Source organism: Sphingomonas adhaesiva (assembly GCF_036946305.1).
GTDB lineage: Bacteria > Pseudomonadota > Alphaproteobacteria > Sphingomonadales > Sphingomonadaceae > Sphingomonas > Sphingomonas adhaesiva_B.
This window is the reverse complement of sequence record NZ_JAQIJJ010000012.1, coordinates 1-21,505: the sequence shown is the minus strand read 5'-3', so window position 1 is coordinate 21,505 and position 21,505 is coordinate 1. Positions and strand designations below refer to the sequence as shown.

Annotated in this window: 22 protein-coding genes; 17 read left to right on the top strand and 5 right to left on the bottom strand. The window is 70.5% G+C overall.

The features are described 5' to 3' along the window. The first annotated feature begins 56 nt into the window (after nucleotides 1-56). The 7 genes from murB to PGN14_RS16495 all read left to right on the top strand — a co-directional run bounded on the left by murB (nucleotide 57) and on the right by PGN14_RS16495 (nucleotide 9,219). The gene (gene murB, locus PGN14_RS16525; RefSeq protein WP_335300701.1) at nucleotides 57-1,088 is read left to right on the top strand and encodes a UDP-N-acetylmuramate dehydrogenase; all 1,032 of its coding nucleotides are present in this window, start codon (nucleotides 57-59) and stop codon (nucleotides 1,086-1,088) included. Beyond that, nucleotides 1,085-2,026: a D-alanine--D-alanine ligase gene (locus PGN14_RS16520; protein WP_335300680.1), complete on the top strand. Its 942-nt coding sequence runs from the start codon at nucleotides 1,085-1,087 to the stop codon at nucleotides 2,024-2,026. The genes murB and PGN14_RS16520 overlap by 4 nt, the downstream gene beginning before the upstream one ends. Continuing rightward, nucleotides 2,023-2,991, top strand: a complete 969-nt coding sequence (locus PGN14_RS16515) for a cell division protein FtsQ/DivIB (RefSeq protein ID WP_335300679.1) — start codon at nucleotides 2,023-2,025, stop codon at nucleotides 2,989-2,991. Before PGN14_RS16520 ends, PGN14_RS16515 begins: the two co-directional genes overlap by 4 nt. 12 nt (nucleotides 2,992-3,003) lie before the next feature. Next, nucleotides 3,004-4,263, top strand: coding sequence for a cell division protein FtsA (ftsA, locus tag PGN14_RS16510; RefSeq protein ID WP_335300678.1), 1,260 nt, complete (start codon nucleotides 3,004-3,006; stop codon nucleotides 4,261-4,263). A gap of 120 nt (nucleotides 4,264-4,383) precedes the next feature. Then, the gene (ftsZ, locus tag PGN14_RS16505) at nucleotides 4,384-5,889 is read left to right on the top strand and encodes a cell division protein FtsZ (RefSeq protein ID WP_335300677.1); all 1,506 of its coding nucleotides are present in this window, start codon (nucleotides 4,384-4,386) and stop codon (nucleotides 5,887-5,889) included. Nucleotides 5,890-6,104: 215 nt separating this feature from the next. Continuing rightward, complete coding sequence (locus PGN14_RS16500) at nucleotides 6,105-8,051, top strand: SPOR domain-containing protein (RefSeq protein ID WP_335300676.1); 1,947 nt, start codon at nucleotides 6,105-6,107, stop codon at nucleotides 8,049-8,051. 4 nt (nucleotides 8,052-8,055) lie between these two features. Beyond that, a complete protein-coding gene (locus PGN14_RS16495) occupies nucleotides 8,056-9,219 on the top strand; it encodes a deoxyguanosinetriphosphate triphosphohydrolase (protein WP_335300675.1) in 1,164 nt (387 codons plus the stop codon). Nucleotides 9,220-9,427: 208 nt separating this feature from the next. On the opposite strand, the gene PGN14_RS16490 is transcribed toward PGN14_RS16495, so the two are convergent. Then, the gene (locus tag PGN14_RS16490; protein ID WP_335300674.1) at nucleotides 9,428-9,715 is read right to left on the bottom strand and encodes a hypothetical protein; all 288 of its coding nucleotides are present in this window, start codon (nucleotides 9,713-9,715) and stop codon (nucleotides 9,428-9,430) included. A gap of 177 nt (nucleotides 9,716-9,892) precedes the next feature. On the opposite strand from PGN14_RS16490, the gene argS reads away from it, so the two are divergent. Then, nucleotides 9,893-11,620, top strand: a complete 1,728-nt coding sequence (gene argS, locus PGN14_RS16485) for an arginine--tRNA ligase (protein WP_335300673.1) — start codon at nucleotides 9,893-9,895, stop codon at nucleotides 11,618-11,620. Nucleotide 11,621: 1 nt separating this feature from the next. Further along, on the top strand, nucleotides 11,622-12,359 hold the full coding sequence (locus tag PGN14_RS16480; RefSeq protein ID WP_335300672.1) for an SPOR domain-containing protein: 738 nt from the start codon (nucleotides 11,622-11,624) through the stop codon (nucleotides 12,357-12,359). 123 nt (nucleotides 12,360-12,482) lie between these two features. Here the strand turns inward: PGN14_RS16480 and PGN14_RS16475 are convergent, their stop codons facing one another. Further along, the gene (locus tag PGN14_RS16475; RefSeq protein WP_335300671.1) at nucleotides 12,483-13,373 is read right to left on the bottom strand and encodes a MipA/OmpV family protein; all 891 of its coding nucleotides are present in this window, start codon (nucleotides 13,371-13,373) and stop codon (nucleotides 12,483-12,485) included. Between the two features lie 120 nt (nucleotides 13,374-13,493). On the opposite strand from PGN14_RS16475, the gene PGN14_RS16470 reads away from it, so the two are divergent. The 6 genes from PGN14_RS16470 (at nucleotide 13,494) to tatC (ending at nucleotide 17,838) form a co-directional block, all read left to right on the top strand. After that, nucleotides 13,494-14,495, top strand: a complete 1,002-nt coding sequence (locus tag PGN14_RS16470; protein ID WP_335300670.1) for a glycoside hydrolase family 3 N-terminal domain-containing protein — start codon at nucleotides 13,494-13,496, stop codon at nucleotides 14,493-14,495. A 336-nt stretch (nucleotides 14,496-14,831) separates the two neighbouring features. Further along, a complete protein-coding gene (locus PGN14_RS16465) occupies nucleotides 14,832-15,578 on the top strand; it encodes a segregation and condensation protein A (protein ID WP_335300669.1) in 747 nt (248 codons plus the stop codon). Then, on the top strand, nucleotides 15,575-16,147 hold the full coding sequence (gene scpB, locus PGN14_RS16460; protein ID WP_335300668.1) for an SMC-Scp complex subunit ScpB: 573 nt from the start codon (nucleotides 15,575-15,577) through the stop codon (nucleotides 16,145-16,147). The genes PGN14_RS16465 and scpB overlap by 4 nt, the downstream gene beginning before the upstream one ends. A gap of 197 nt (nucleotides 16,148-16,344) precedes the next feature. Further along, nucleotides 16,345-16,593 (top strand): twin-arginine translocase TatA/TatE family subunit, encoded by a 249-nt coding sequence (locus PGN14_RS16455; protein ID WP_335300667.1) that lies wholly within the window; start codon nucleotides 16,345-16,347, stop codon nucleotides 16,591-16,593. A 29-nt stretch (nucleotides 16,594-16,622) separates the two neighbouring features. Further along, complete coding sequence (tatB, locus tag PGN14_RS16450) at nucleotides 16,623-17,054, top strand: Sec-independent protein translocase protein TatB (protein WP_335300666.1); 432 nt, start codon at nucleotides 16,623-16,625, stop codon at nucleotides 17,052-17,054. A gap of 10 nt (nucleotides 17,055-17,064) precedes the next feature. Then, complete coding sequence (gene tatC, locus PGN14_RS16445) at nucleotides 17,065-17,838, top strand: twin-arginine translocase subunit TatC (protein ID WP_335300665.1); 774 nt, start codon at nucleotides 17,065-17,067, stop codon at nucleotides 17,836-17,838. Between the two features lie 107 nt (nucleotides 17,839-17,945). Here the strand turns inward: tatC and PGN14_RS16440 are convergent, their stop codons facing one another. From PGN14_RS16440 to PGN14_RS16430, 3 genes are all read right to left on the bottom strand, one after another. Beyond that, entirely contained in the window at nucleotides 17,946-18,083 is a 138-nt protein-coding gene (locus PGN14_RS16440; protein WP_335300664.1) for an entericidin A/B family lipoprotein, read from the bottom strand. A gap of 269 nt (nucleotides 18,084-18,352) precedes the next feature. Then, complete coding sequence (locus PGN14_RS16435) at nucleotides 18,353-19,891, bottom strand: sensor histidine kinase (protein ID WP_443019546.1); 1,539 nt, start codon at nucleotides 19,889-19,891, stop codon at nucleotides 18,353-18,355. Between the two features lie 60 nt (nucleotides 19,892-19,951). Then, nucleotides 19,952-20,326, bottom strand: coding sequence for a NepR family anti-sigma factor (locus PGN14_RS16430; RefSeq protein ID WP_335300662.1), 375 nt, complete (start codon nucleotides 20,324-20,326; stop codon nucleotides 19,952-19,954). 71 nt (nucleotides 20,327-20,397) lie between these two features. On the opposite strand from PGN14_RS16430, the gene PGN14_RS16425 reads away from it, so the two are divergent. After that, nucleotides 20,398-21,192, top strand: a complete 795-nt coding sequence (locus PGN14_RS16425; protein WP_335300661.1) for a response regulator — start codon at nucleotides 20,398-20,400, stop codon at nucleotides 21,190-21,192. A gap of 73 nt (nucleotides 21,193-21,265) precedes the next feature. Beyond that, nucleotides 21,266-21,403 (top strand): hypothetical protein, encoded by a 138-nt coding sequence (locus PGN14_RS16420; protein ID WP_335300660.1) that lies wholly within the window; start codon nucleotides 21,266-21,268, stop codon nucleotides 21,401-21,403. The last annotated feature ends 102 nt before the right edge of the window (nucleotides 21,404-21,505 follow it).

Genomic DNA, 21,505 nt, shown 5'->3' with positions numbered 1-21,505 from the left:
CAGGGGAGGGGCCGGGGGTGGGGCCGTCCGCCGGAGGCAGCCCGGGACGCTCTTCACTGCCCCACCCCAACCCCTCCCCTGAAAGGGAGGGGCTTTGTAGCGTCCGTGGTCGCCTCACGCCCGACGCCCCCCTCGCGCCGTTGGTGTGGTTCAAGTCCGGCGGCGCCGCGCAATGGCTGTTCGAACCGGCGGATGCGGACGATCTGGCCGCGTTCCTGCGCGATCTCGATCCGGGCGTTCCGGTGATGGCGCTCGGGCTGGGATCGAACCTGATCGTGCGCGACGGGGGCGTGGCGGGCGTCGTGGTGCGGCTCGGCAAGCCGTTCGCGACCGCGGCCGTCGTCGATGCGACGACGCTGCGCTGTGGCGGCGGGGCGAGTGGTATCCTGGTGTCGTCGACCGCGCGCGATGTGGGGATCGCCGGGTGCGAGTTCCTGCGCTCGATCCCCGGGACGGTCGGCGGGTTCGTGCGGATGAACGGCGGCGCCTATGGCCGCGAGACCGCCGACGTGCTGGTCGAGGCGGAGGTGGTGCTGCGGTCGGGCGAGCGGCGGACGCTGGCGCGCGACGAACTGGGCTACAGCTATCGGCATTCGACGCTGCCGGACGGCGCGATCGTGATCGCGGCCACGTTCCGGGGCGTGCCCGGCGACGCCGCGGCGATCCAGGCGGAGATGGACCGCATCGCGGCGGCGCGCGAGGCGTCGCAGCCGCTGCGGTCGAAGACCGGCGGGTCGACGTTCAAGAACCCCGACGGGCACAAGGCGTGGCAGCTGGTGGATCAGGCCGGGTGCCGGGGTCTGACGATCGGCGGCGCGCAGGTGAGCGAGAAGCATACGAACTTCCTGCTCAACACGGGCGCGGCGACCAGCGCCGATATCGAGGCGCTGGGCGAGGAAGTGCGTGCGCGGGTGAAGGCGGCGAGCGGGGTGGAATTGGAGTGGGAGATTCAGCGGGTGGGTTTTCATAGCCCCCGCCCCTCCGGGGAGGGGGTTGGGGGAGGGGCCGGTGTCTCACCGAGAGCTACCTCTCTGCGAGGCTCCGACCCCTCACCCCGGCCCTCTCCCCGTGGGGGAGAGGGAGCATGACGTTGCATATCGTCGTCCTGATGGGCGGGTGGTCCGCGGAGCGGGAGGTGTCGCTTTCCTCCGGTTCGGGTATCGCCGACGCACTGGAGTCGCTCGGTCATCGCGTCACGCGTCTCGACATGGGGCGCGACGTCGCGGCGCGGCTGGTCGAGGCGGCGCCGGACCTGGTCTTCAACGCGCTGCACGGCACGCCGGGCGAGGACGGCAGCGTGCAGGGGCTGATGGACCTGATGGGTGTGCGCTACACCCATTCCGGGCTGGCCACCTCCGTTGTCGCGATCGACAAGGTGTTGACCAAGCAGGTGCTGGTCCCCGCGGACGTGCCGATGCCGGGCGGGCGCATCGTCGCCAGCGAAGAAGTGTTCGCGGGTGACCCGCTGCCGCGGCCCTATGTGCTGAAGCCGGTCAACGAAGGTTCCTCGGTCGGTGTCGCGATCGTCACCGAGGGGGGCAATTACGGCCAGCCGATCGGACGCGACACCGCGGGGCCGTGGCAGGAATTCGCCGAGCTGCTGGCCGAACCCTATGTCCGCGGGCGCGAGCTGACCACGGCGGTGCTGGAGGAGGCGGACGGGCCGCGTGCGCTGGGCGTGACCGAGCTGCGCCCCAAGTCGGGCTGGTACGATTACGACGCCAAATATACCGACGGCATGACCGACCATCTGTTCCCCGCGCCGATCCCCGACGAGATCGCCGAGGCGTGCCGGGCGCTGGCGGTGCAGGCGCATCGCGTGCTGGGATGCCGCGGGTGCAGCCGCACCGACTTCCGCTGGGACGACGAGCGCGGCGCGGACGGGCTGTTCGTGCTGGAGGTCAACACCCAGCCGGGAATGACGCCGCTGAGCCTGGTGCCGGAACAGGCACGGCATACCGGGATGAGCTATCCGCAGCTGGTGCAGGCGATCGTCGACGCCGCGTTACGGGACGCGCCGCGATGACGCGGACGATCCGCCGTGGCGCGCCGCCCCAGCGCCGCACCAACAGCACCGGGCGCCGCCGCGTGGCGAAGCCGTCGATCGGCGACCGGCTGCTGGCGCGGATGCCGGTCAGCGAGGAGGGGCTGCGCAAGGCGGTCACCTGGACGCTGCTGGCGGGGGGCGCGGCGCTGGCGCTGTTCGTCGCCGACCTGATGGGCGTGCCGCAGGCGATCGGCAATGGCGTGGCGGAAGCCGGGGCGCGTGCTGGGCTGCGCGTCGAGCAGGTCGATATCACCGGGCTGAAGCGGATGGATCGCGAGACGGTCTATGCGGTCGCGCTGGAGGACCAGCCGAGCCGCGCGATGCTGCGCGTCGACCTGGCGCGAGTGCGCGAACGGTTGCTGGCCTATGGCTGGATCGCGGACGCCTATGTCGCGCGGCGGCTGCCCGACCGGCTGCTGATCCATATCACCGAGCGCGAGCCGGCGGCGGTGTGGCAGGACAATGGCCAGCTGACGCTGATCGATGCGAGCGGGCGGTTGCTGGCGCCGGTCGATCCGTCCGCGATGCCCGACCTGCCGCTGGTGATCGGGCCGGGCGCGGACCAGCAGGAGGCGGGGTATCAGGCGCTGCTGGCCGCTGCGCCCGCGCTGCGCCCGCGCATCCGCGCCGCGTCGTGGATCGGCAACCGGCGCTGGGACCTGACGTTCGATACCGGCGAGACGCTGGCGCTGCCGCAGGACGGCGCGGCGCAGGCGCTGGTGAAGTTCGCGCAACTGGACGGCGCGCGCTCGCTGCTGGGCAAGGGCTGGGTCCGCTTCGACATGCGCGATCCGACCAAGCTGGTGGTGCGCAAGCCCGGGTCGGAGGCGAACCAGTCGCTGGCCGACGACGGCAAGAGCGACGATGCGCCGGCCACCGGCAACGACCAGGGAAAAACCTCCACGACGCAGGGCGGGGAAACCCTGCGCGGTGAGGATGTGTAAGAGGGGCAGGACATGGCGAAGGCGGCACCCGAGGGACTGATTACCGCACTGGACATCGGATCGTCCAAGGTATCGGCGATGATCGCGCAGAAGGGCGATGGCGGCGAGCTGGTGGTGCTGGGCACCGGCCAGCGCGAGAGCCGCGGCGTCAAGCGCGGCTATATCGCCGACATGGCGGCAACCGAAGTGGCGGTGCGCGAGGCGGTGGAGCAGGCCGAGCGGATCGCCGGGCTGAACATCGAGAACGTCTGGGCGGGCTTTTCCAGCGGCGGGCTGGTCAGCGACGAGGCGTTCATCGAGGCGGAACTGGGCGGCGCACGGATCGAGCAGGCCGATATCGACGCCTTGTTGCAGGAGGGGCGCCAGTCGATCGACCCGCAGGGGCGCATGGTGCTCCACGCGCAGCCCGCGCTCTACACGCTGGACGGACTGACGGGCGTCAAGAAGCCGCTGGGGCTGCATGCCGACCGGCTGGGGGTCCATATCCATGTCATCGCCGCGGACGGATCGCCGGTGCGCAACTTGGACCTGTGCGTGCGGTCGGCGCATCTGGAGGTGAAATCGATCATCGCCTCGCCGGTCGCCACGGGTCTGGCCTGCCTGACCGAGGAGGAGCGCGACCTGGGCGTGGCGCTGGTGGAGATCGGCGCGGGGATCACCAACGTGTCGCTGTTCGCGGGATCGATGCTGGTCGGGCTGAAGTCGATCCCGGTCGGCGCGGCGGACATCACCGACGATATCGCCAGCGCGTTCGGGACGACGCGGTTGCAGTCGGAGCGGATCAAATGCTTCCACGGCAGCGCCAATGCCTCACCGCGCGACAATCACGAGATGGTGACGATCCGCGAGCGTACCGAGGACGAGGATTCGGAGGCGTTGCAGATCACCAAGGCGGCGTTGATCGCGGTGATCCGCCAGCGGCTGGAGCATCTGACGACCGAAATCCAGAGTGCGCTCAAGGAGTTGCGATTCGAAGGGCCGGTCGGGCGGCAGGTGGTGCTGACCGGCGGCGGTGCCGAGCTGAAGGGGATCGCGGACTATGCGCAGCAGGCGCTGGGCCGGTCGGTCCGCGTCGGGCGGCCACGCGGGCTGACCGGGCTGCCGGAGGCGCATTCCGGCCCGGGGTTCGCGACGCTGGCCGGGCTCGCCTTCTTCGCGGCGAGCGATCCGATCGACCTGCGCGGGCTGGTCCCTGCGCAGCAGATGGTCCACCGTCAGCGCGGCCTGCGCGGCTTCTGGAAGCTGGTGCAGGCGGCGAAGGCGAATTATTGACGCAGCAACAGGGCGTTTCGCGGCGTTTTCTCTTTCGCCCGGCGCGCGCATGTTGCACATCGTGGTGAATGGCCCCGCGCCAGGTAACGTAACGGCGTGGGCGGACGGAGTAATTGTGCGATGAGCATCGAATTCATCACGCCCGAGCTGGACGACCTGACCCCGCGCATCACCGTGGTGGGCGTGGGCGGTGCCGGCGGCAACGCGATCGCGAACATGATGCGCGCGGACGTGCAGGGCGTGAACTTCCTGGTGGCGAACACCGACGCGCAGGCGCTGAAGCAGTCGGACGCCGAGCAGAAGATCCAGCTGGGCGCGAAGATCACGCAAGGTCTGGGCGCGGGCAGCCGGCCGGAGATCGGCCGCGCCGCCGCGGAGGAGACGATCGAGGAACTGTCGCGCCTGCTGGAGGGGAGCCACATGTGCTTCATCGCCGCGGGCATGGGCGGCGGCACCGGCACGGGTGCGGCGCCGGTGATCGCCAAGGCGGCGCGCGACATGGGCATCCTGACCGTGGGCGTGGTGACCAAGCCGTTCAGCTTCGAAGGCAACCGCCGGTCGAAGTCGGCCGAGGCGGGGATCGAGGAGCTGCAGAAGTTCGTCGACACGCTGATCGTGATCCCGAACCAGAATCTGTTCCTGGTCGCCAATGCGAACACCACGTTCAAGCAGGCGTTTGAGATGGCGGACGAGGTGTTGCAGCAGGGCGTGCGCGGCATCACCGACCTGATGGTCATGCCCGGCCTCATCAACCTGGACTTCGCCGACGTCCGCTCCGTGATGCAGGAGATGGGCAAGGCGATGATGGGCACGGGCGAGGCGGAAGGCGACGACCGCGCGCTGATCGCGGCGCAGAAGGCGATCGCCAACCCGCTGCTGGACGGCGTGTCGATGCAGGGCGCCAAGGGCGTCATCGTCTCGATCACCGGCGGCGACGACATGCGCCTGCTGGAGGTGGACGAGGCCGCGAACCATATCCGCGAGCTGGTCGACCCCGATGCCAACATCATCTGGGGTTCGGCGTTCAATCCCGAGCTGGAGGGTAAGATCCGCGTCTCGGTGGTCGCCACCGGGATAGAGAGTGTCGCGCAGGCGAGCACGCCGACCGCCACGACCCCGGCCGAGCCGCCGCGCACGTTCAGCTTCAACGCGCCGCGTCGCGCCGAGCCCGCCGCGCCGGTGGCGGCACCTGCTCCGGCGGCACCGGTGCCCGCGCCGACCGCCTATCAGCCCGCGCCCGCCGCGCCGCAGCCGAGCGGCGCCGCCGCGGGTGCGATGAACGAGGGCGTGCCGCCCGCGGGCACGACTCCGCCGGCCGCGGCGGTGTCGCCCGCGAGCGTGGCGGTCGAGGACGAGCTGGTACTGGGTGCCGACGCGATCGTGCCGGAACCGCCGGCCCCCGCCGCGCCGCCCGCGCCCGAGCCCGCCGCCGACGCAGGCCGTCGCCGCTTCCTGTCACCCGGAGCGGAAGCGGACGAGGCGCCGCCGCAGCCGCGCGTGAAGCTGGGGGGCACGTTGTTCGAGCGGATGCAGAATGCGACCCGCGGCGCCGGTGGCCGCACCGAGGAGGAGCCGCGCGACCCCTCCGACCTGCCGCGCTTCCTGCATCGGCAGAACAACCAGTAAGCACCCGTATCGTGAGACGGGGCAGCGCGCATCGACGTTCGTCGTCGGTGCGCGCCGTCCTGTCGCAGCGGTGGCGCGGCATCATTGCCGGTTCGGCGGGCGGCGGCTCTACACGGGGCGCTGCTCGGGTCCGGGCCGCGGATGATGTGCTGAGGAGGCGAGTGAGCGTGCTGAAGGGCGGGTCGAGGGGTGCCGTGGCGCACTGGCGGTGCGTGATGGCGGCGCTGTCCGTCGTCGCGCTGCCCGGTATATCCGCGGCGCAGACCTATCCGATGGTGCCGGTCGCCAACCCCGATGCGGACCGGCTGGCCGATGTCGTGCGGCGGCTGGGCGCCTCGCCGCGCGACCTGTCGGCGCTGATCGAGGCAGGCGAGCTGTCGTTCCGGCTGGGCGATGCGACCGCGGCGGCGGCGCTGTACAAGCGCGCCGAGGCGATCGACCCCGCCAACGGCCGGGTGAAGGCGGGCATCGCGCAGATCCTGGTCAATGGCGAGCGGCCGGGCGAGGCGCTGCGCTATTTCGATCAGGCGCAGCGCTATGGCGCGCCGATGGCGCGCTATGCCGGCGACCGCGGCCTGGCCTATGACCTGATCGGCGAGCAGGAGCGCGCGCAGCGCGACTATCGACTGGCGCTGTCGCAAAGCGGCGGCAGCGCGGACGACGTCGACGAGGTGCGGCGCCGCTATGCGCTGTCGCTGGGGATTTCCGGGCAGCAGACCGAGGCGCTGGAGCAGATCGATGCGCTGCTGCGCAAGTCCGATCGCGGCGCGTGGCGCGCGCGCGCGTTCATCCTGGCGATGAACGGCGACGTGGCGGGCGCGAACAGGATCGCGACCAGCATGATGCCGGCGGGGATGGCGGGCGGTCTGGCCGCCTTCTTTCAGCGATTGCCGACGCTGGGTGCGACCGATCGCGCCTTTGCGGTACATTTCGGCGAGGTGGCGCCGACGCCGTCGCGGATCGCGGATGCGCGCATGACGCCGGTGCTGCCGGTGCTCGGCCCCGATCCCACCGCGCCGCGTCGCGTCGAGGTGGCCGCCGCCAGGCCGGTGCCGGTCGCGCAGCCCGCGCAACGGCTCTCCCGTAGCGAGCAGCGCCGGCTGGATCGCGAGGCCGAACGCGCGCAGCGGCAGGCGTCGCGGTCCACGCGTGGCACCTCGCCGCAGACGGCGGCGGTGGCACCCACCCCCGCGCCGCGTTCGACCCAGCTGGCGATGGCGACCCCGGCGGTTGCCGCCCGGACGATGCCGGTGACGAGCGCACCCGTTCCCGCGACGGCGCCCTCGACCTACACGCCGGCGCCGCAGCCCGGCCCGACGCCGACCGTCGCACCCGCACCGGCCGTGCCGCGGCCGACTGTGACCACGCCGACGACGCTCGCTTCGGCACCGCGGCCGACACAGCCGGCGACGGCGGCCCCGACCGTGGTGGCATCGGCGCCCACGGCCGTCGTCGCGCGCGAACCGGCGGCACCGGTCGGGGTGGCGGCATCCACGCCGCCCGCGCAGATCGCCGCCGCCGCGGCGCTGCCGGCGCAGCCGACGACGGTGCGGCAGGGCGAGGATACGATCCTGGCGCGGATCATCGCCGGCATCTCCGTGCCCGCGGCCGAACTGGAGGTCGCGCCGATGCCGCGCGCGGTGCCGGTGGTCGCGGCCCCCGCCGCGCCGGGATCGGCGGCGGCGCTGGACGAGGCGGCCCGCGTGGCCGAGCGCAATGCGGCGGCGGACGAGGAACGGCGCCAGCGGCTCGCCGCGCGCAAGGCCGCGGCCGAGAAGGCGCTGACCGACCGCCGCGCCAGGGAAGCGGCGGAGAAGAAGGCGAAAGATCTCGCCGCCAAGAAGGAAGCGGCGGAGAAGGCGGCCGCGGAGAAGAAGGCGGCGCGTGCCGAGCCGGAGCGGATCTGGGTGCAGGTCGCGGGCGGCGCGAACGAGGGCGATCTGGGCAAGGCGTGGAAATCGGTGCAGGGCAAGACGCCGGCGCTGGCGGGCCGGCGCGCCTATGCGACGCCGCTGCGCGCCACCAATCGCGTCGTCACCGGCCCGTTCAAGACCGAGGCGGAGGCGCGCGCCTTCGTCAACACGCTGGCGAAGCAGGGGGTGTCGGCCTTCACCTTCACCAGCACCGCCGGGCAGAAGATGACGCGGCTGGACGCGAAGTAAGCGCTTGGCCGAGCTTGCTCCCTGGGCCGCGCATCCGGCGCGCAGCCGCGGCCGTTGCCATGCCGAGGAATCGGGCGACCGCGGCCCGCGCGACTGTTTCCAGCGCGATCGCGACCGCATCATCCACTCGATCAGCTTCCGCCGGCTGCGCCACAAGACGCAGGTGTTCCTGGCGCCCGACGGCGACCATTTCCGCGTCCGGCTGACCCACAGCCTGGAGGTGGCGCAGATCGGGCGGACGATCGCGCGGACGCTGGAACTGAACGAGGATCTGACCGAGGCACTGTGCCTGGCGCATGACATCGGGCATCCGCCGTTCGGCCATGCGGGCGAGGATGCGTTGCAAAAGGCGACCGCGGGGCAGGGCGGGTTCGATCATAACGGCCATACGCTGCGCACGCTGATGCGGATCGAGCGACCCTATCCGCGCTGGCCGGGGCTGAACCTGACGTGGGAGACGTTGGAGGGGTTGGCCAAGCATAACGGTCCGATCGCGGCGCCCGCCTGGGCGCTGGCGGAGGCGGACCGCGAGGCGGGACTGGAACTGACCACGCACGCCTCGCTGGAGGCGCAGGTCGCCGCGCTGGCGGACGATATCGCCTATGACAATCACGACATCGACGACGGACTGCGCGCCGGGCTGCTGACGCTGGAGCAGATCGAGGCGGTGCCGCTGGTGGCGGAGGGCTGGGGGCGGCTGGCGACGCGCTTCGCCGACCTGCCGCGCGAACGGCTGACCGGGGAGCTGATCCGCAGCCAGATCGGGACGATGGTCAACGACCTGATCGCCGAATCGCGCCGCCGGATCGCGGATGCCGGGGTGACGAGCGTCGAGGACGTGCGCGCCGCCGGGCGCCCGCTGATCGCCTTCTCGCCCGCGATGGCGACGGCCGAGCGCGAGCTGAAGCGGTTCATGTACGCCAACCTCTACCACCATCCGCGCCAGTTGGAGGCGGCGGCGGCGGCGCATCATGTCGTCGCGGGGCTGTTCGCGGCCTATCGCGCCGACCCGGCGTTGCTGCCGGAGGAATGGCGCGCGCGGCTGCCGGTGGAGGAGCCGGGAGTGAGCCGGCATATCGCCGACTTCATCGCCGGGATGACCGATCGCTATGCCGTGGCGCGGTATCGCGAGGTGGTCGGGCCGATCGCGCTGCCGGAGGGGTTTTAGGCCCGGCAACTCCCAGCCCGTTCGCCCTGAGGAGCCGTTGAGCTTGTCGAAACGGCGTCTCGAAGGGGGCATGTGCTTCGAGACGAGGCTTCGACAAGCTCAGCCTCTCCTCAGCACGAACGGTTGTGATGCGAATGGCCTTAGGGGCGCAAACGAAAAGGGGGCGGGACGCCGGTCCCACCCCCTTCGATCCGCGGCTGCGGAGAGATCAGTTGGCGGCGGCGACCGCGACGCCCGTGTCGTTGGCGCGGAACGACACCGGATAGCCATTGGCTTGGCCGGTGACGCGGCCGTTCTTCACCAGCAGGCGGAAGCGCTGCGCGGAGCCGATCTCGCGGCCCTCGATCACGGTGCGGCCATCGGCGCGCGCCGTGGTGGTATAGACATAGGTGTGACCGTCACGCGTGAAGGTCTGCTCGTTGGTCTCGGCGGCCATCCCCATGGTGGAGATCAGCGCGGCAGCGGCGGCAGCGGCGAACATCGTGAACTTGCGCATGTGAAATCCCCCGACAAGATTGGATCGCGGCGGCGCCGCTCTACTGCGCTGCAACATAAATGATGCGGTGCAGCAAGCAACTGATCGCCGCGCAATCGCGCTTGCAGTTCCTGCAACCACGTATTGCGGATCGGGCATTTTGCGCCGCGGCGCGCCTTCCGCTAAGGCGCGCGCGCTATGACGCTCTTCACTCGTTTCGCCGCCCATGTCGACACCGCGCTGGACGCGCTGACCACGGCGGGCACGCTGCCTGCCGGGGTGGATCGCCGCAACGTGACGGTGGAGCCGCCGCGCGATGCCACGCACGGCGACCTCGCCACCAATGCCGCGATGGTGCTCGCCAAGCCCGCGGGCACCAACCCGCGCCAGCTGGCCGAGGCGCTGGCGGGCGAATTGCGTGTGCTGGACGAAGTGGCGGAGGTGAGCGTCGCGGGGCCGGGGTTCATCAACCTGCGGCTGCATGACGACGTGTGGCGGCGCGAGATCGAGGCGATCCACGCCGACGGCGATGCCTACGGCCGCTCGACCGTGGGGCAGGGCGTGCGCGTCAACGTCGAATATGTCTCCGCCAACCCGACCGGGCCGATGCACATGGGGCATTGCCGCGGCGCGGTGGTGGGCGATGCCTTGTGCAGCCTGCTGGAGTTCGCCGGGCATGACGTGACGCGCGAATATTATGTCAACGACGCCGGCGGACAGGTCGACGTGCTCGCGCGCTCGGCGCACCTGCGCTATCGCGAGGCGTTGGGCGAGGATGTCGGCGCGATCCCCGAGGGGCTGTATCCGGGCGATTACCTGATCCCGGTCGGGCAGGCGCTGGCGCAGGAATTCGGCGATCGTTACGCCGCGGCACCCGAGGGCGAGTGGCTGGCGCTGTTCCGCACCCGCGCGGTGGCGGCGATGCTGGCGCTGATCAAGGCGGACCTCGCGCTGCTGGGGATCCATCACGACCTGTTCTCGTCCGAGGCGGAATTGCAGGCCGCCGGCAAGCCGGAGGCGGCGGAGGCGGTGCTGCGCGCGCGCGACCTGATCTACGACGGCGTGCTGGAAGCGCCCAAGGGCGAGACGCCCGAGGATTGGGAGCCGGTCGAGCTGCCGCTGTTCCGCTCGACGCAGTTCGGCGACGATCAGGATCGCCCGATCCGCAAGTCGAACGGCAGCTGGACCTATTTCGGCGCCGACATGGCGTATCACTTCCAGAAGGCGGAGAGCGCCGACCAGCTGATCGACATCTGGGGCGCGGATCATGCCGGGACGGTGAAGCGCATCCAGGCCGCGGTCGCCGCGCTGACCGAGGGCAAGACGCGGTTCGACGTCAAGCTGGTGCAGATGGTCCGCCTGCTGCGCGGTGGCGAGCCGGTGAAGATGTCGAAGCGCTCGGGCAATTTCGTGACGCTGGCCGATGTCGTGCGCGAGGTCGGCAAGGACGTGGTGCGCTTCACGATGCTGACGCGGCGTGCGGACGCGCAGATGGACTTCGACTTCGCCAAGGTGGTGGAGGCGTCGAAGGAGAACCCGGTGTTCTACGTGCAATATGCGCACGCGCGGGTCCATTCGCTCCACCGGCGCGCGGGCGAGGCGGGCGTGACGGCGGAGGGCGCGGACCTGTCGCGGCTGGACGCGGAGGAGCTGGCGCTGGTGAAGCTGGCGGCGCAATTCCCGCGCGTGGTGGAAACGGCGGCGGCGGCACGCGAGCCGCATCGCATCGCTTTCTATCTCTACGACCTCGCCGCCGCCTTCCATGCGGCGTGGAACGTGGGCAACGACCGGCCCGACCGGCGTTTCCTGATTTCGGACGATCCGGCGATCACGGCGGCACGACTGTCCTTGGCGGCGGCGATCGGGCGGATTATCCGGAACGGACTCTCCATCATGGGCGTGGAGGCGGTCACGGAGATGCATTGAGATGACACCCTCGGACCCGACGGGCGCGGCGCGCGACGAGGATCGGCTGCCGTGGCTCGACACGATCGAGCCGGACGAGGAGGATGGCCCCTCGGTCGGGCGCGTCGTCGCGATGGTGCTGGTCGGGCTGGTGGTGCTGGGGGCGATCATCTTCGGGCTGTACCGGATGCAGGCCCCGCGCGGTGCGAACGGCGAGGGGACGCTGATCGCGGCGCAGGAGGGCGACTATAAGGTGCGTCCCGACGATCCCGGCGGGTTGAAGGTCGAGGGCGAGGGCGATTCGGCGATCGCCGCGAGCGCGGGCAGCAACACCAGCGGCGCGATCGACCTGCGCGCGGTGCCCGAGGCGCCGATCACGCGCCAGCCACGTAGCGTCCCCAGCCCCGCCGCGACCGCGAAGGGCGCGCCGACCGCGAGTGCCAAGGTGCCGGTCGCGGCCGCGCCGCTGCGTGCGCAGAAGCCGGTGACCGCACCGGTGGCGGCGGTGCCGGGTGCGGCATCCGGCGGCGCGCTGGTGCAGCTCGGCGCCTTCCCGAGCGAGGCGGCGGCGACCGCGGCGTGGAGCGCGATCGCCAAGCGCTTCGGCTATGTCGCGACGCTGGGCAAGGTGGTGCAGCCGGCGACGGTCAACGGGCGCACGGTGTATCGCCTGCGCGTCAATGCGGGCAGCGCGGGCGCGGCGTCGGACATCTGCGGGCGGCTGAAGGTGGCGGGCGAGAGCTGTTTCGTTACGAGTTGAGGTGCCTGGACCGCATTTTCATGGAACGTCGCCCCAGCGAAGGCTGGGGCCTCCCCGTAACAGGCGATGTCCAACCAGGCGGAAGATCCCAGCCTTCGCTGGGATGACGACCGATGGACCTGCCTACCGCCCCCCGCCGACGCGGAAGGTGTAGCTCAACCCCAGCCCGGCGGCGAGCTGGTCGCGCGATCCGCGGACGCGAGTCACGGGTGAATCGCCCGCATCGCCGACCAGCCTGGCGTAGCTGCCGTTGACCAGCACGCCCCAGCGCGGCGTGAACTGATAGATGACGCGGCTGGTGAGGCCGGCGGAATGCACCCCGCTGCCCGGCGAGAACACCGCCAGCCCGGTGCGCGCGGCGGTGTCCGGCGTCACCCCGAACCACGCGCGCTGGTAGCGCGCATCCGACAGCATGACGCGCGGCCCGATCGACACGAGCCATGCATCGCCATCGCGCGCGACATAATCGGCGGCGAGCGTGCTGACCCAGCCTTCGTGCCCGCTGACGCCCTTGCGCACGTCGCCGCGCAGCCGGATCGCGTCGCTCGGCCAGAATTGCGCGAACACGCCCGGTTCGAACGAGCGCGCCACCCGCGGCAGCCCGCCGCCCAGATCGTCGGCGCGGCGAATGCCCTCCAGCCGCAGCATCGGCCCCGCCTCGAACCGGCCGCTGCGCAGCAAGGTCAGGCTGGGGCCATCGCCGACGCCGCCATAGGGAAAGGGATCGTCGCCGCGCGCCTTCGCCACGCTGATGAGCGGGCCGAGCCGGAAGGCGTCGTTGCCGGGAAAGCCGGGACCGCCCTGAACGCCCAGCGCGACGCGGAAGCGGCGCGGGCGGTCGTCCTTGTCGCGGCCGACCACGTCCAGCCCGCCCCGCGCGGTCGGCACCGCCTTCGTGGCGCGCGGCGCGGGTTGCGGATCGGCGGGGCCGGCGACGTCCTGCGCGGCGACCGGCGCGGCGATCAACCCCGCGATGACGGAGAGAGCGGCACGGCGCGGCGCGGAAGGAATCATGCGAAAGCCTCGTTACGTTCCCGTATCCAACCGATGGGGGCGGGCGGGGTTCCCGCGGGCTATGGTCCATGCCGCGCGGGGCATTCCCATGCGCGGTGGATCGCGCCTAGAAGCGGCGGCATGAAACCCGTCATCTTCGGCCTGTCCGGCCCCGCCCTCACCCCCGACGAGCGCGCCTTCTTTCGCGCGGCGAAGCCCGCGGGGTACATCCTGTTCGGCCGCAACGTGCAGACGCGGGCGCAGGTGCGCGCGCTGACCGACTCGCTGCGCGAGCTGGAGGGGCGCGACGACGTCGCCATTCTGGTCGATCAGGAGGGGGCGCGCGTGGCGCGGCTGGGGCCGCCGGAATGGCCGGCGTTCCCCGCCGGGCCGGACTTCGACCGATTGTACGAACTGGCACCGATGTCGGGGATCGAGGCGGCGCGCGCCAACGGCCACGCGCTGGGGCTGATGCTGGCCGAGGTGGGGATCACGGTCGACTGTCACCCGATCCTGGACGTGGCGCGCGACGACACGACCGATGCGATCAGCATCCGCGCGTTCGGCAGGGAGCCGATGCGCGTCGCCGCGATGGGGCGCGCGACGCTGGAGGGGCTGGCCGCGGGCGGCGTGGTCGGCGTCGTCAAGCACATCCCCGGGCATGGCCGCGCGGTGGTGGACTCGCACCACCATCTGCCGACGGTCACCGCCTCGGCGGAGGAATTGGAGGACGATCTCGCGCCGTTCCGCACGCTGGCGCATGCGCCGATGGGGATGACCAGCCATATCGTGTTCGAGGCATGGGACCGCGAGCGCCCCGCGACGCTGTCGCCGGTGGTGATCGAGCAGGTGATCCGCGGCGCGATCGGCTTCGACGGGCTGCTGATGACCGACGATATCGACATGAAGGCGCTGTCGGGCAGCGCGGGCGACAAGGCGGCGGGCGCGATCGCGGCGGGATGCGACGTGGTGCTCGACTGCTGGGCGCGGATGCCGGAGATGGAGGAGATCGTCGCGCGGCTGGACGACATCGCCGGCGTGTCGCGCGCACGGCTGGACCGCGCGATGGCGACGCTGACGCCGCCGGCGGGGGACATGGCGGAACTGCTCGACAAGCGGGATCGGTTGCTGGCGCTGGTGTGAGGCTCGCGTGAAGGCGCGACGATGCCGCGCGCAGGACGGCGATAGCGGAAGACGATGAGCGGGGCATGACGGCCGCGGCACTGCCTCGGACACGCCCTCTCTGCGCCTCCGCGTCTCTGCGCGAACCCATCCACCGCGGCGCCTGTCGATGTCGAGAATGGTTTTCGCGCAGAGACGCGGAGGCGCAGAGAGGTGGTGGGACAGGCCAGGGCTCGCCCATCACTGACGGTTCATTGTCTTCCGGTCGCGCCGTCGCGCGCGTGACCTCTTTGCGTCTTCGCGTCTTCGCGCGAACATCACCTGTCCCTCGCGCCGCCGCTGTGGCAGCATGGCGTCATGGCCGTCCCCGTCACCGATCCGCCCGAGCAGCTGACGCTCGACCTGGACGGGTGGGAGGGGCCGCTCGACCTGCTGCTGTCGCTGGCGCGCGCGCAGAAGGTGGACTTGCGCGACATCTCGATCCTGGCGCTGGTGGAGCAATATCTGCGCTACGTCGATCGTGCGCGGGTGATCCAGCTCGACCTGGCGGCGGACTATCTCGTGATGGCGGCATGGCTGGCGTATCTGAAATCGGCGCTGCTGCTGCCGCGCGATCCGGAGGTGGAGCCGGACCCGGAGGAAATGGCGGTGCGGCTACAGCTGCGGCTGGAGCGGCTGGACGCGATGCGCGAGGCGGGCGCGCGGTTGATGGCGCGCGATCGCGACGGGCGCGACGTGTTCCGCCACGGCGCCGCGCCTGGGCTGCGCACTGTCCGGACCGCGACGTACACCGCGGGCATCTTCGACCTGATCGCCGCTTATGGCCGCGTCAGCGCGCGGTCGCGCCCGGTGATGCATGTGGTGCAGGATCGCGAGGTGATGACGCTGGACGCCGCGATCGCGCGCGTCTCCGCGCTGGTCGGCAGCGCGATCGACTGGCGCGCGATCGAGGCGTTCCTGCCCGAGATGGCGAGCGCGGCGCTGCGGCGGTCGGCGCTGGCGTCGTCCTTTCTCGCGGCGCTGGAGCTGGCGCGGCAGGGGCGGGTGGAGATCCGGCAGGAGGCGCCATTCGCACCTTTGTATTTGCGGGTGCCGGCAGCATGAGCCGGGAGACGGTGCGTGCGGTGGAGGCGGTGCTGTTCGCCGCGACCGAGCCGATGACCGCGGAAGCGATCCGCAGCTATGTCGAGGGCGACGTGCGCGCAGCGCTGGCGCAACTGGCGGCGGATTATGCCGGGCGCGGGGTGGAGCTGGTCGAGCGCGGCGGGCGCTGGCATTTCCAGACCGCGCCCGACCTGGCGCATGTGCTGCGCCGCGACCGCGAGGAGGTGCGCCGGCTGAGCCGCGCGGGGATCGAGACGCTGGCGATCATCGCCTATCACGAACCCGTGACGCGCGCCGAGATCGAGGCGATCCGCGGCGTGCAGACCGCCAAGGGAACGCTCGATGTGCTGATGGAGGCGGGCTGGGTGCGCCCGGCGGGACGGCGTGAGGTGCCGGGTCGCCCACTGACCTTCGCCACCACGCCGGAGTTCCTGACGCATTTCGGTCTGGGCAGCCGCCGCGACCTGCCGGGGATCGAGGATCTGCGCGCCGCGGGGCTGCTGGATCCGGTCGACCTCGCGTTCGAGCAGCTGGCGCTGGCCGTCGAGGATGAGGAGGATGCCGCGTGAGATGTCGTCACCCCGGATCACGTCCGGGGTGACGGAAGGAATGTGGGCGTCGATGACACCGACCGGCGTCATCCGCCCGTCACGAAGCGCTGCCATCCGCCGCGCTCCGTCGGTAAGGCCGCCGCGGGCCGCGAGGGGGCCGTTGCCACGCGTGGGCCGGAACCCTAGATACGACGTACACCAGGAGTTTTCGTGTCATGGGCAGCTTCAGCCTTCCGCATATCCTCATCCTCGCGGTGGTCGCGATCCTGTTGCTGGGCGGCGGTCGCTTCTCCAGCCTGATGGGTGACGTCGCCAAGGGCGTGAAGAACTTCAAGAAGGGCATGGCGGAGGAGGACGAAGACACGTCCGCGCGCCCGCGTCCGCGGATCGAGGCGCAATCCTCGGCCGAGCCGGCGTTCGACCGCGATCGCGATGCCGATCGCGTGCGCGAGGATCGTCGCTGATCCCGCCCATCCACACCGGCGCGCGCTGAATGTTCGATATCGCTCCGTCCGAGCTGCTGCTGGTCGCGTTCGTCGCGCTGGTGGTGATCGGCCCCAAGGACCTGCCCAAGGCGATGCGCGTCGTCGGCTATTGGGTGGGACGCGCGCGCGCGGTCGGGCGGCAGTTCCGCGCCGGCTTCGACGAAATGGTGCGCGAGGCCGAGCTGGAGGAAATGGAGAAGAAGTGGAAGGCGGAGAACGAGCGCATCATGCGCGAGCATCCCTTCGTCCCGTCCGCCCCCGATACCCCGGCGCTGGTCGCCCCCGATGCGGCGCATGACGCCCCGGGCGCCGCGCTCGACCAGCCGCATGTGCCGGAACCCGCGCCCGAGGCGGATCGCCCGGTGATGGTGGAGAAGCCGGTGGTGGCACCTGCCGAGCATCCCACGGCGCCGCTCCCGTCCGACAAGGCCGCATCGTGAGGGCGCCGGCATGAACGATGTCGTCGACGAGCTGGACGACAGCCGCGCGCCGCTGCTCGATCACCTGCTGGAGCTGCGCCGGCGGCTGCTGTATTGCATCGCCGCGGTCGCGCTGGCGTTCGGCATCTGCTGGTATTTCGCGGAAACCATCTTCGCTTTTCTGGTCCAGCCGCTGCTGGCGGCGGGGCAGAAGACGGTCATCTACACCCAGCTGTTCGAGGCCTTCTTCGTCCAGATCAAGGTCGCGTTCTTCTCCGCGATGATGCTGGCCTTTCCGGTCATCGCCAACCAGCTGTGGCAGTTCGTCGCCCCGGGCCTGTACCGCAAGGAAAAGCGCGCGCTGCTGCCGTTCCTGCTGGCGACGCCGGTGCTGTTCCTGACCGGTGCGGCGATGGCCTATTATGTCGCCATCCCGATGGCGCTGCATTTCCTGCTCGGCTATTCCGGGATGGTCGGCGGCGTGCAGCAGCAGGCGCTGCCCGCGATCGGCAATTATCTCAGCTTCGTGATGCAATTCCTGTTCGGCTTCGGCGCGGCGTTCCTGCTGCCGGTGCTGCTGATGCTGCTGGAGCGTGCGGGGATCGTGACGCGCAAGCAGCTGATCGGGGCGCGGCGCTATGCGATCGTCGGCGCCTTCGCGATCGCCGCGGTGCTGACCCCGCCGGATGTCGGATCGCAGCTGTTGCTCGCGATCCCGCTGACGATCCTGTACGAGATGGCGATCATCGGCATCTGGTTTACCGAACGCCGCCGTGCGAAGGAAGCCGAGGCGGCGGTCGAGTAACCGTCGTCGTTGCGGCGAGCGTTGCGAAGGGATCGCGTCGCCGCGCCAATGAAAAGGGCGGCCCGCATGTCGCGAGCCGCTCTCATCTTCCATCCGGAAGGTAAACCTTACTTCTTCACGTCTTCCGCAGTGTTGGTCACCGCGCGGCCGGCGGAGGACACGTCCTTGCCCGCGCCCGCCACGGTGTTGCACGCCGACACCAGTACGGCACCCGCCAGCACCGCGATCGTCACAACCTTACGCATCGTGTTCACTCCCTGAAAAGGACGGGATCACAATGCCGGTGCGGCCAAATCGTTCCGTCAATGGAATGGCCGACAGCAAGGAAGAAGAAGCGCGGCGGCGCAAAAAGTATAGGCCCGGAAGCGTCACCGGGGGGGGGAGGGTGATGCTTCCGGGCCTGTGTTGTTGGATAGCGAGAGCGGGGGGGCATAAGTTCGCTATCCGGGCTTGATAACGAGGCGATGGTCGGTGGGTTCCGGCGATTGCCGATATTTTTGAGAGGGGTGCGAAATTATTCGACGCCGGTCACCGCGATCGCGATTTCATAGGCGCCGGTCAGCGGATCGTGCTGCAACGTGGCGCGCAGCTGGCGGCTCAGCCCCTCGATCACGCGGCCGTAGCGGTGCTGAAGCCGGTCGCGCAGCGGGTCGTCGTCGACCAGCGCGCGCGACGACAGCCGCAGCACGGCACGGGTGTCGTCGCCGCCCGGCTTGAGCGACATGCGCACCTGCACCTCCGGCGCGCAGGTCATCGCCAGTTCGATCAGCTCGGTCACCAGGAAGGCGACCGCGACCGCGACGTCCTGCGTCACGTGATAGGGATCGATGTCGAGGACGATCGCGACGCGCGCGCCCTCCGGCGCGGTGGCGCGGATGCTGGAGGCGAGTTCGCCGAGCACCGCGCGCAATGCGACCCCGCGATTCTCCTCCATCTCCGCATAATGATAGCGATGGACGACCGCGAGCGCGTCGACGCGGCGCTGGATCGAGGCATAGGCCTGTGTCGCCTCCGCGCTCTTCGCGCCGCGGGCATGGAAGTTGATGAGGCTGGCGATCACCTGCAGGTTGTTCTTGACGCGGTGATGCACCTCGCGCGTCAGCTTCGTCTGGCGCACCAGCCCCTCGGCCAGCCCCGCCTCGTGGATCGCAACGGTGCGGCTGAGCGCGCGAAACGTGTCGCCCAGCTCGCGAATCTCCTGCGCGGGCAGCGCACGCAGCATCGCCGGATCGGGCTGATCGCCGGGCGAATAGGCCGCGATGCTGCCCCGCAGCGCGCGCAGCGGCGCGATCAGCAGCCGGTCGACCACGAACCAGCTGATCGCGGACGCCGCCGCCCACATCAGCAGCGGTAGCGCGAGCGCGATCAGCAGCGGCGAGCCGATCGGCGCGCTGCGCACCTGCATCTCCAGCATCAGCCCGCCGATGCCCAGGTCGTTGCGCACGCTCTCGCGCCGCTCCAGCGCGCTCTCGCGATCCAGCGTGTCGAGCGTCAGCCGCTCGTCCCCCAGCGTCAGCGCGCTGCCGTAATCGGGCGCGAACCCGCTCGGGCGACTGATCGTGCCCAGGAAGGCGGCGGGGAACCAGGCCGCCGCGGCGACGCGGTTGCTGCGGTCCGAGATGCGCAGCATCAGCCCGCGATCGTCGACGATGCGGGCGCTGATTGCGCCGCTCTCCGACTGGCGCGCGAAGGCGGCGGCACCGGGAAAGGGTTCGCCGCAGATCGGCTTGCCGCGGCGATCGACGATGACGAAGCTGGTGCCCGCGGCGGATTGCTGCGCGAACACGCCCTGCGCGCGCGCGCAGCTGGGCGCGTCGCCCTTGTCGACGTTGAGCGCATCGACGGCGACGCGCAGCGCGGTCATGTCGCCGACCAGCTCGATCGCGATCGCACGGGTGGATTCCGCCGCCGCGACGCGCAGGTGGGAGCGCAATTCGGTGTCGGCGATCTGGGTGACGCGCAGCGTGGCGAAGATCGCGATCAGCGCCAGCGGCAGCAGCGCGATGCTGAGGATCAGGAAAAGCTTCGCGCCGGTCGGCCAGCGCGCGAACATCCCCGGACGCACCGCGGGGGAGGCGGGGGCGTCAGGGACCGGGGTAGCGGCCACCTGTCGTCAGTCGAGCTTGCCGAGCAGCGAGAGCAGGTCGTCGGGAACCGCTTCCTCCACGGTCTTCTGATACACGGAGCGCAGCGCCGATCCCATATCCCGGTTCTTCGACTGTGCGACGGCGGCCTTTTTCGGCTTGTCCGGCGCTTTCTTGTCCGACGTCAACGCTTTCCCCCCGAGACGATCCTGCCCGAGATGGCCCGGCCGATGACCGATCGGGGTGACCGATCGGGCCGGGCGGAACACGATGGGGGGACCTCCAGTGCTGCCTTGCACGCCATGGCGCGCTTCGCCGATGAAACCAAATACAACTTCGTTGGTTCCCGCATCGTGCGACGAAAATCGCCGACCGGGGGGAGGCACCTTGCCACGGCCGCGCATTGGTCCACGTTCATGATGGTTTGGCGATCCCGCGCGGCTGCGCCGGGGATCGCAGGGAGGGCTTTCTACACATGTCGCTCGGACAACAACTCGCGCCGCATCTTCCGTTCCTGCGCCGCTACGGCCGTGCGCTGACGGGCAGCCAGGCGCAGGGCGACCGCTACGTCCGGGCCACGCTGGAGGCGATCGTGGCCGCGCCGGAGGAATTTCCGCGCGACGTCGACCCGCGGCTGGGGCTGTACCGCACCTTCCAGGCGATCTGGAATTCGACCAATTACGACGAAGCGCCGCAGGACGAGCCGGCCGAGGACCAGGAGGCGGTGGCGCGCGCGCGGCTGTCGCGGATGACGCCGTTGTCGCGCCAGGCGCTGCTGCTGACCGCGATGGAGGGCTTCACGCCCGAGGACGCGGCCTATCTGATCGAGGTGGACGCCGCCGAGGTCGATGCGCTGGTGGCCGAGGCGCTGGCCGAGATCGAGAAGCAGACCCGCGCGCGCGTCCTGATCATCGAGGACGAGCCGATCATCGCGATGGACATCGAATCGATCGTGCGCGACCTGGGGCACGAGGTGACCGGCGTCGCGGTGACCCGCGACGAGGCGGTGGCGCTGGCGATGGAGGATCGTCCCGGGCTGGTGCTGGCCGACATCCAGCTGGCCGACGACAGTTCCGGCATCGACGCGGTCAAGGACATCCTGGCCGAGTTCAACGTGCCGGTGATCTTCATCACCGCCTTCCCGGAGCGGTTGCTGACCGGCGAGCGGCCGGAGCCGACCTTCCTCATCACCAAGCCGTTCCAGCGCTCCACCGTGAAGGCCGCGATCAGCCAGGCGCTGTTCTTCGACCAGAGCACGGTGCCGGCCTGATCCGAGACGCAACAACGTGGCGGGTTCGGACGTTCGGTACGGACCCAAAACGGTCATTCGGGGTTACAGGATCATGGCAGACAGCAACGATCGCATCCATCTGGACACCAACGAGGCGCGCGCCGCCTCCACCACCGGGCGCGTGCGCTATATCCTGGCGGCGTCGCTCGTGCTGATCATCGTGATCTTTGCCGTGATCCTGCTGTCCTGACGCAAATGGCGACCCACGCACTGGCCAAGCCGGCCGACGCTACCTATCTTCCGCATTCTACGGCCGAACCTTGCGGGGCGGCGCCACCACGACGGAGCGGCA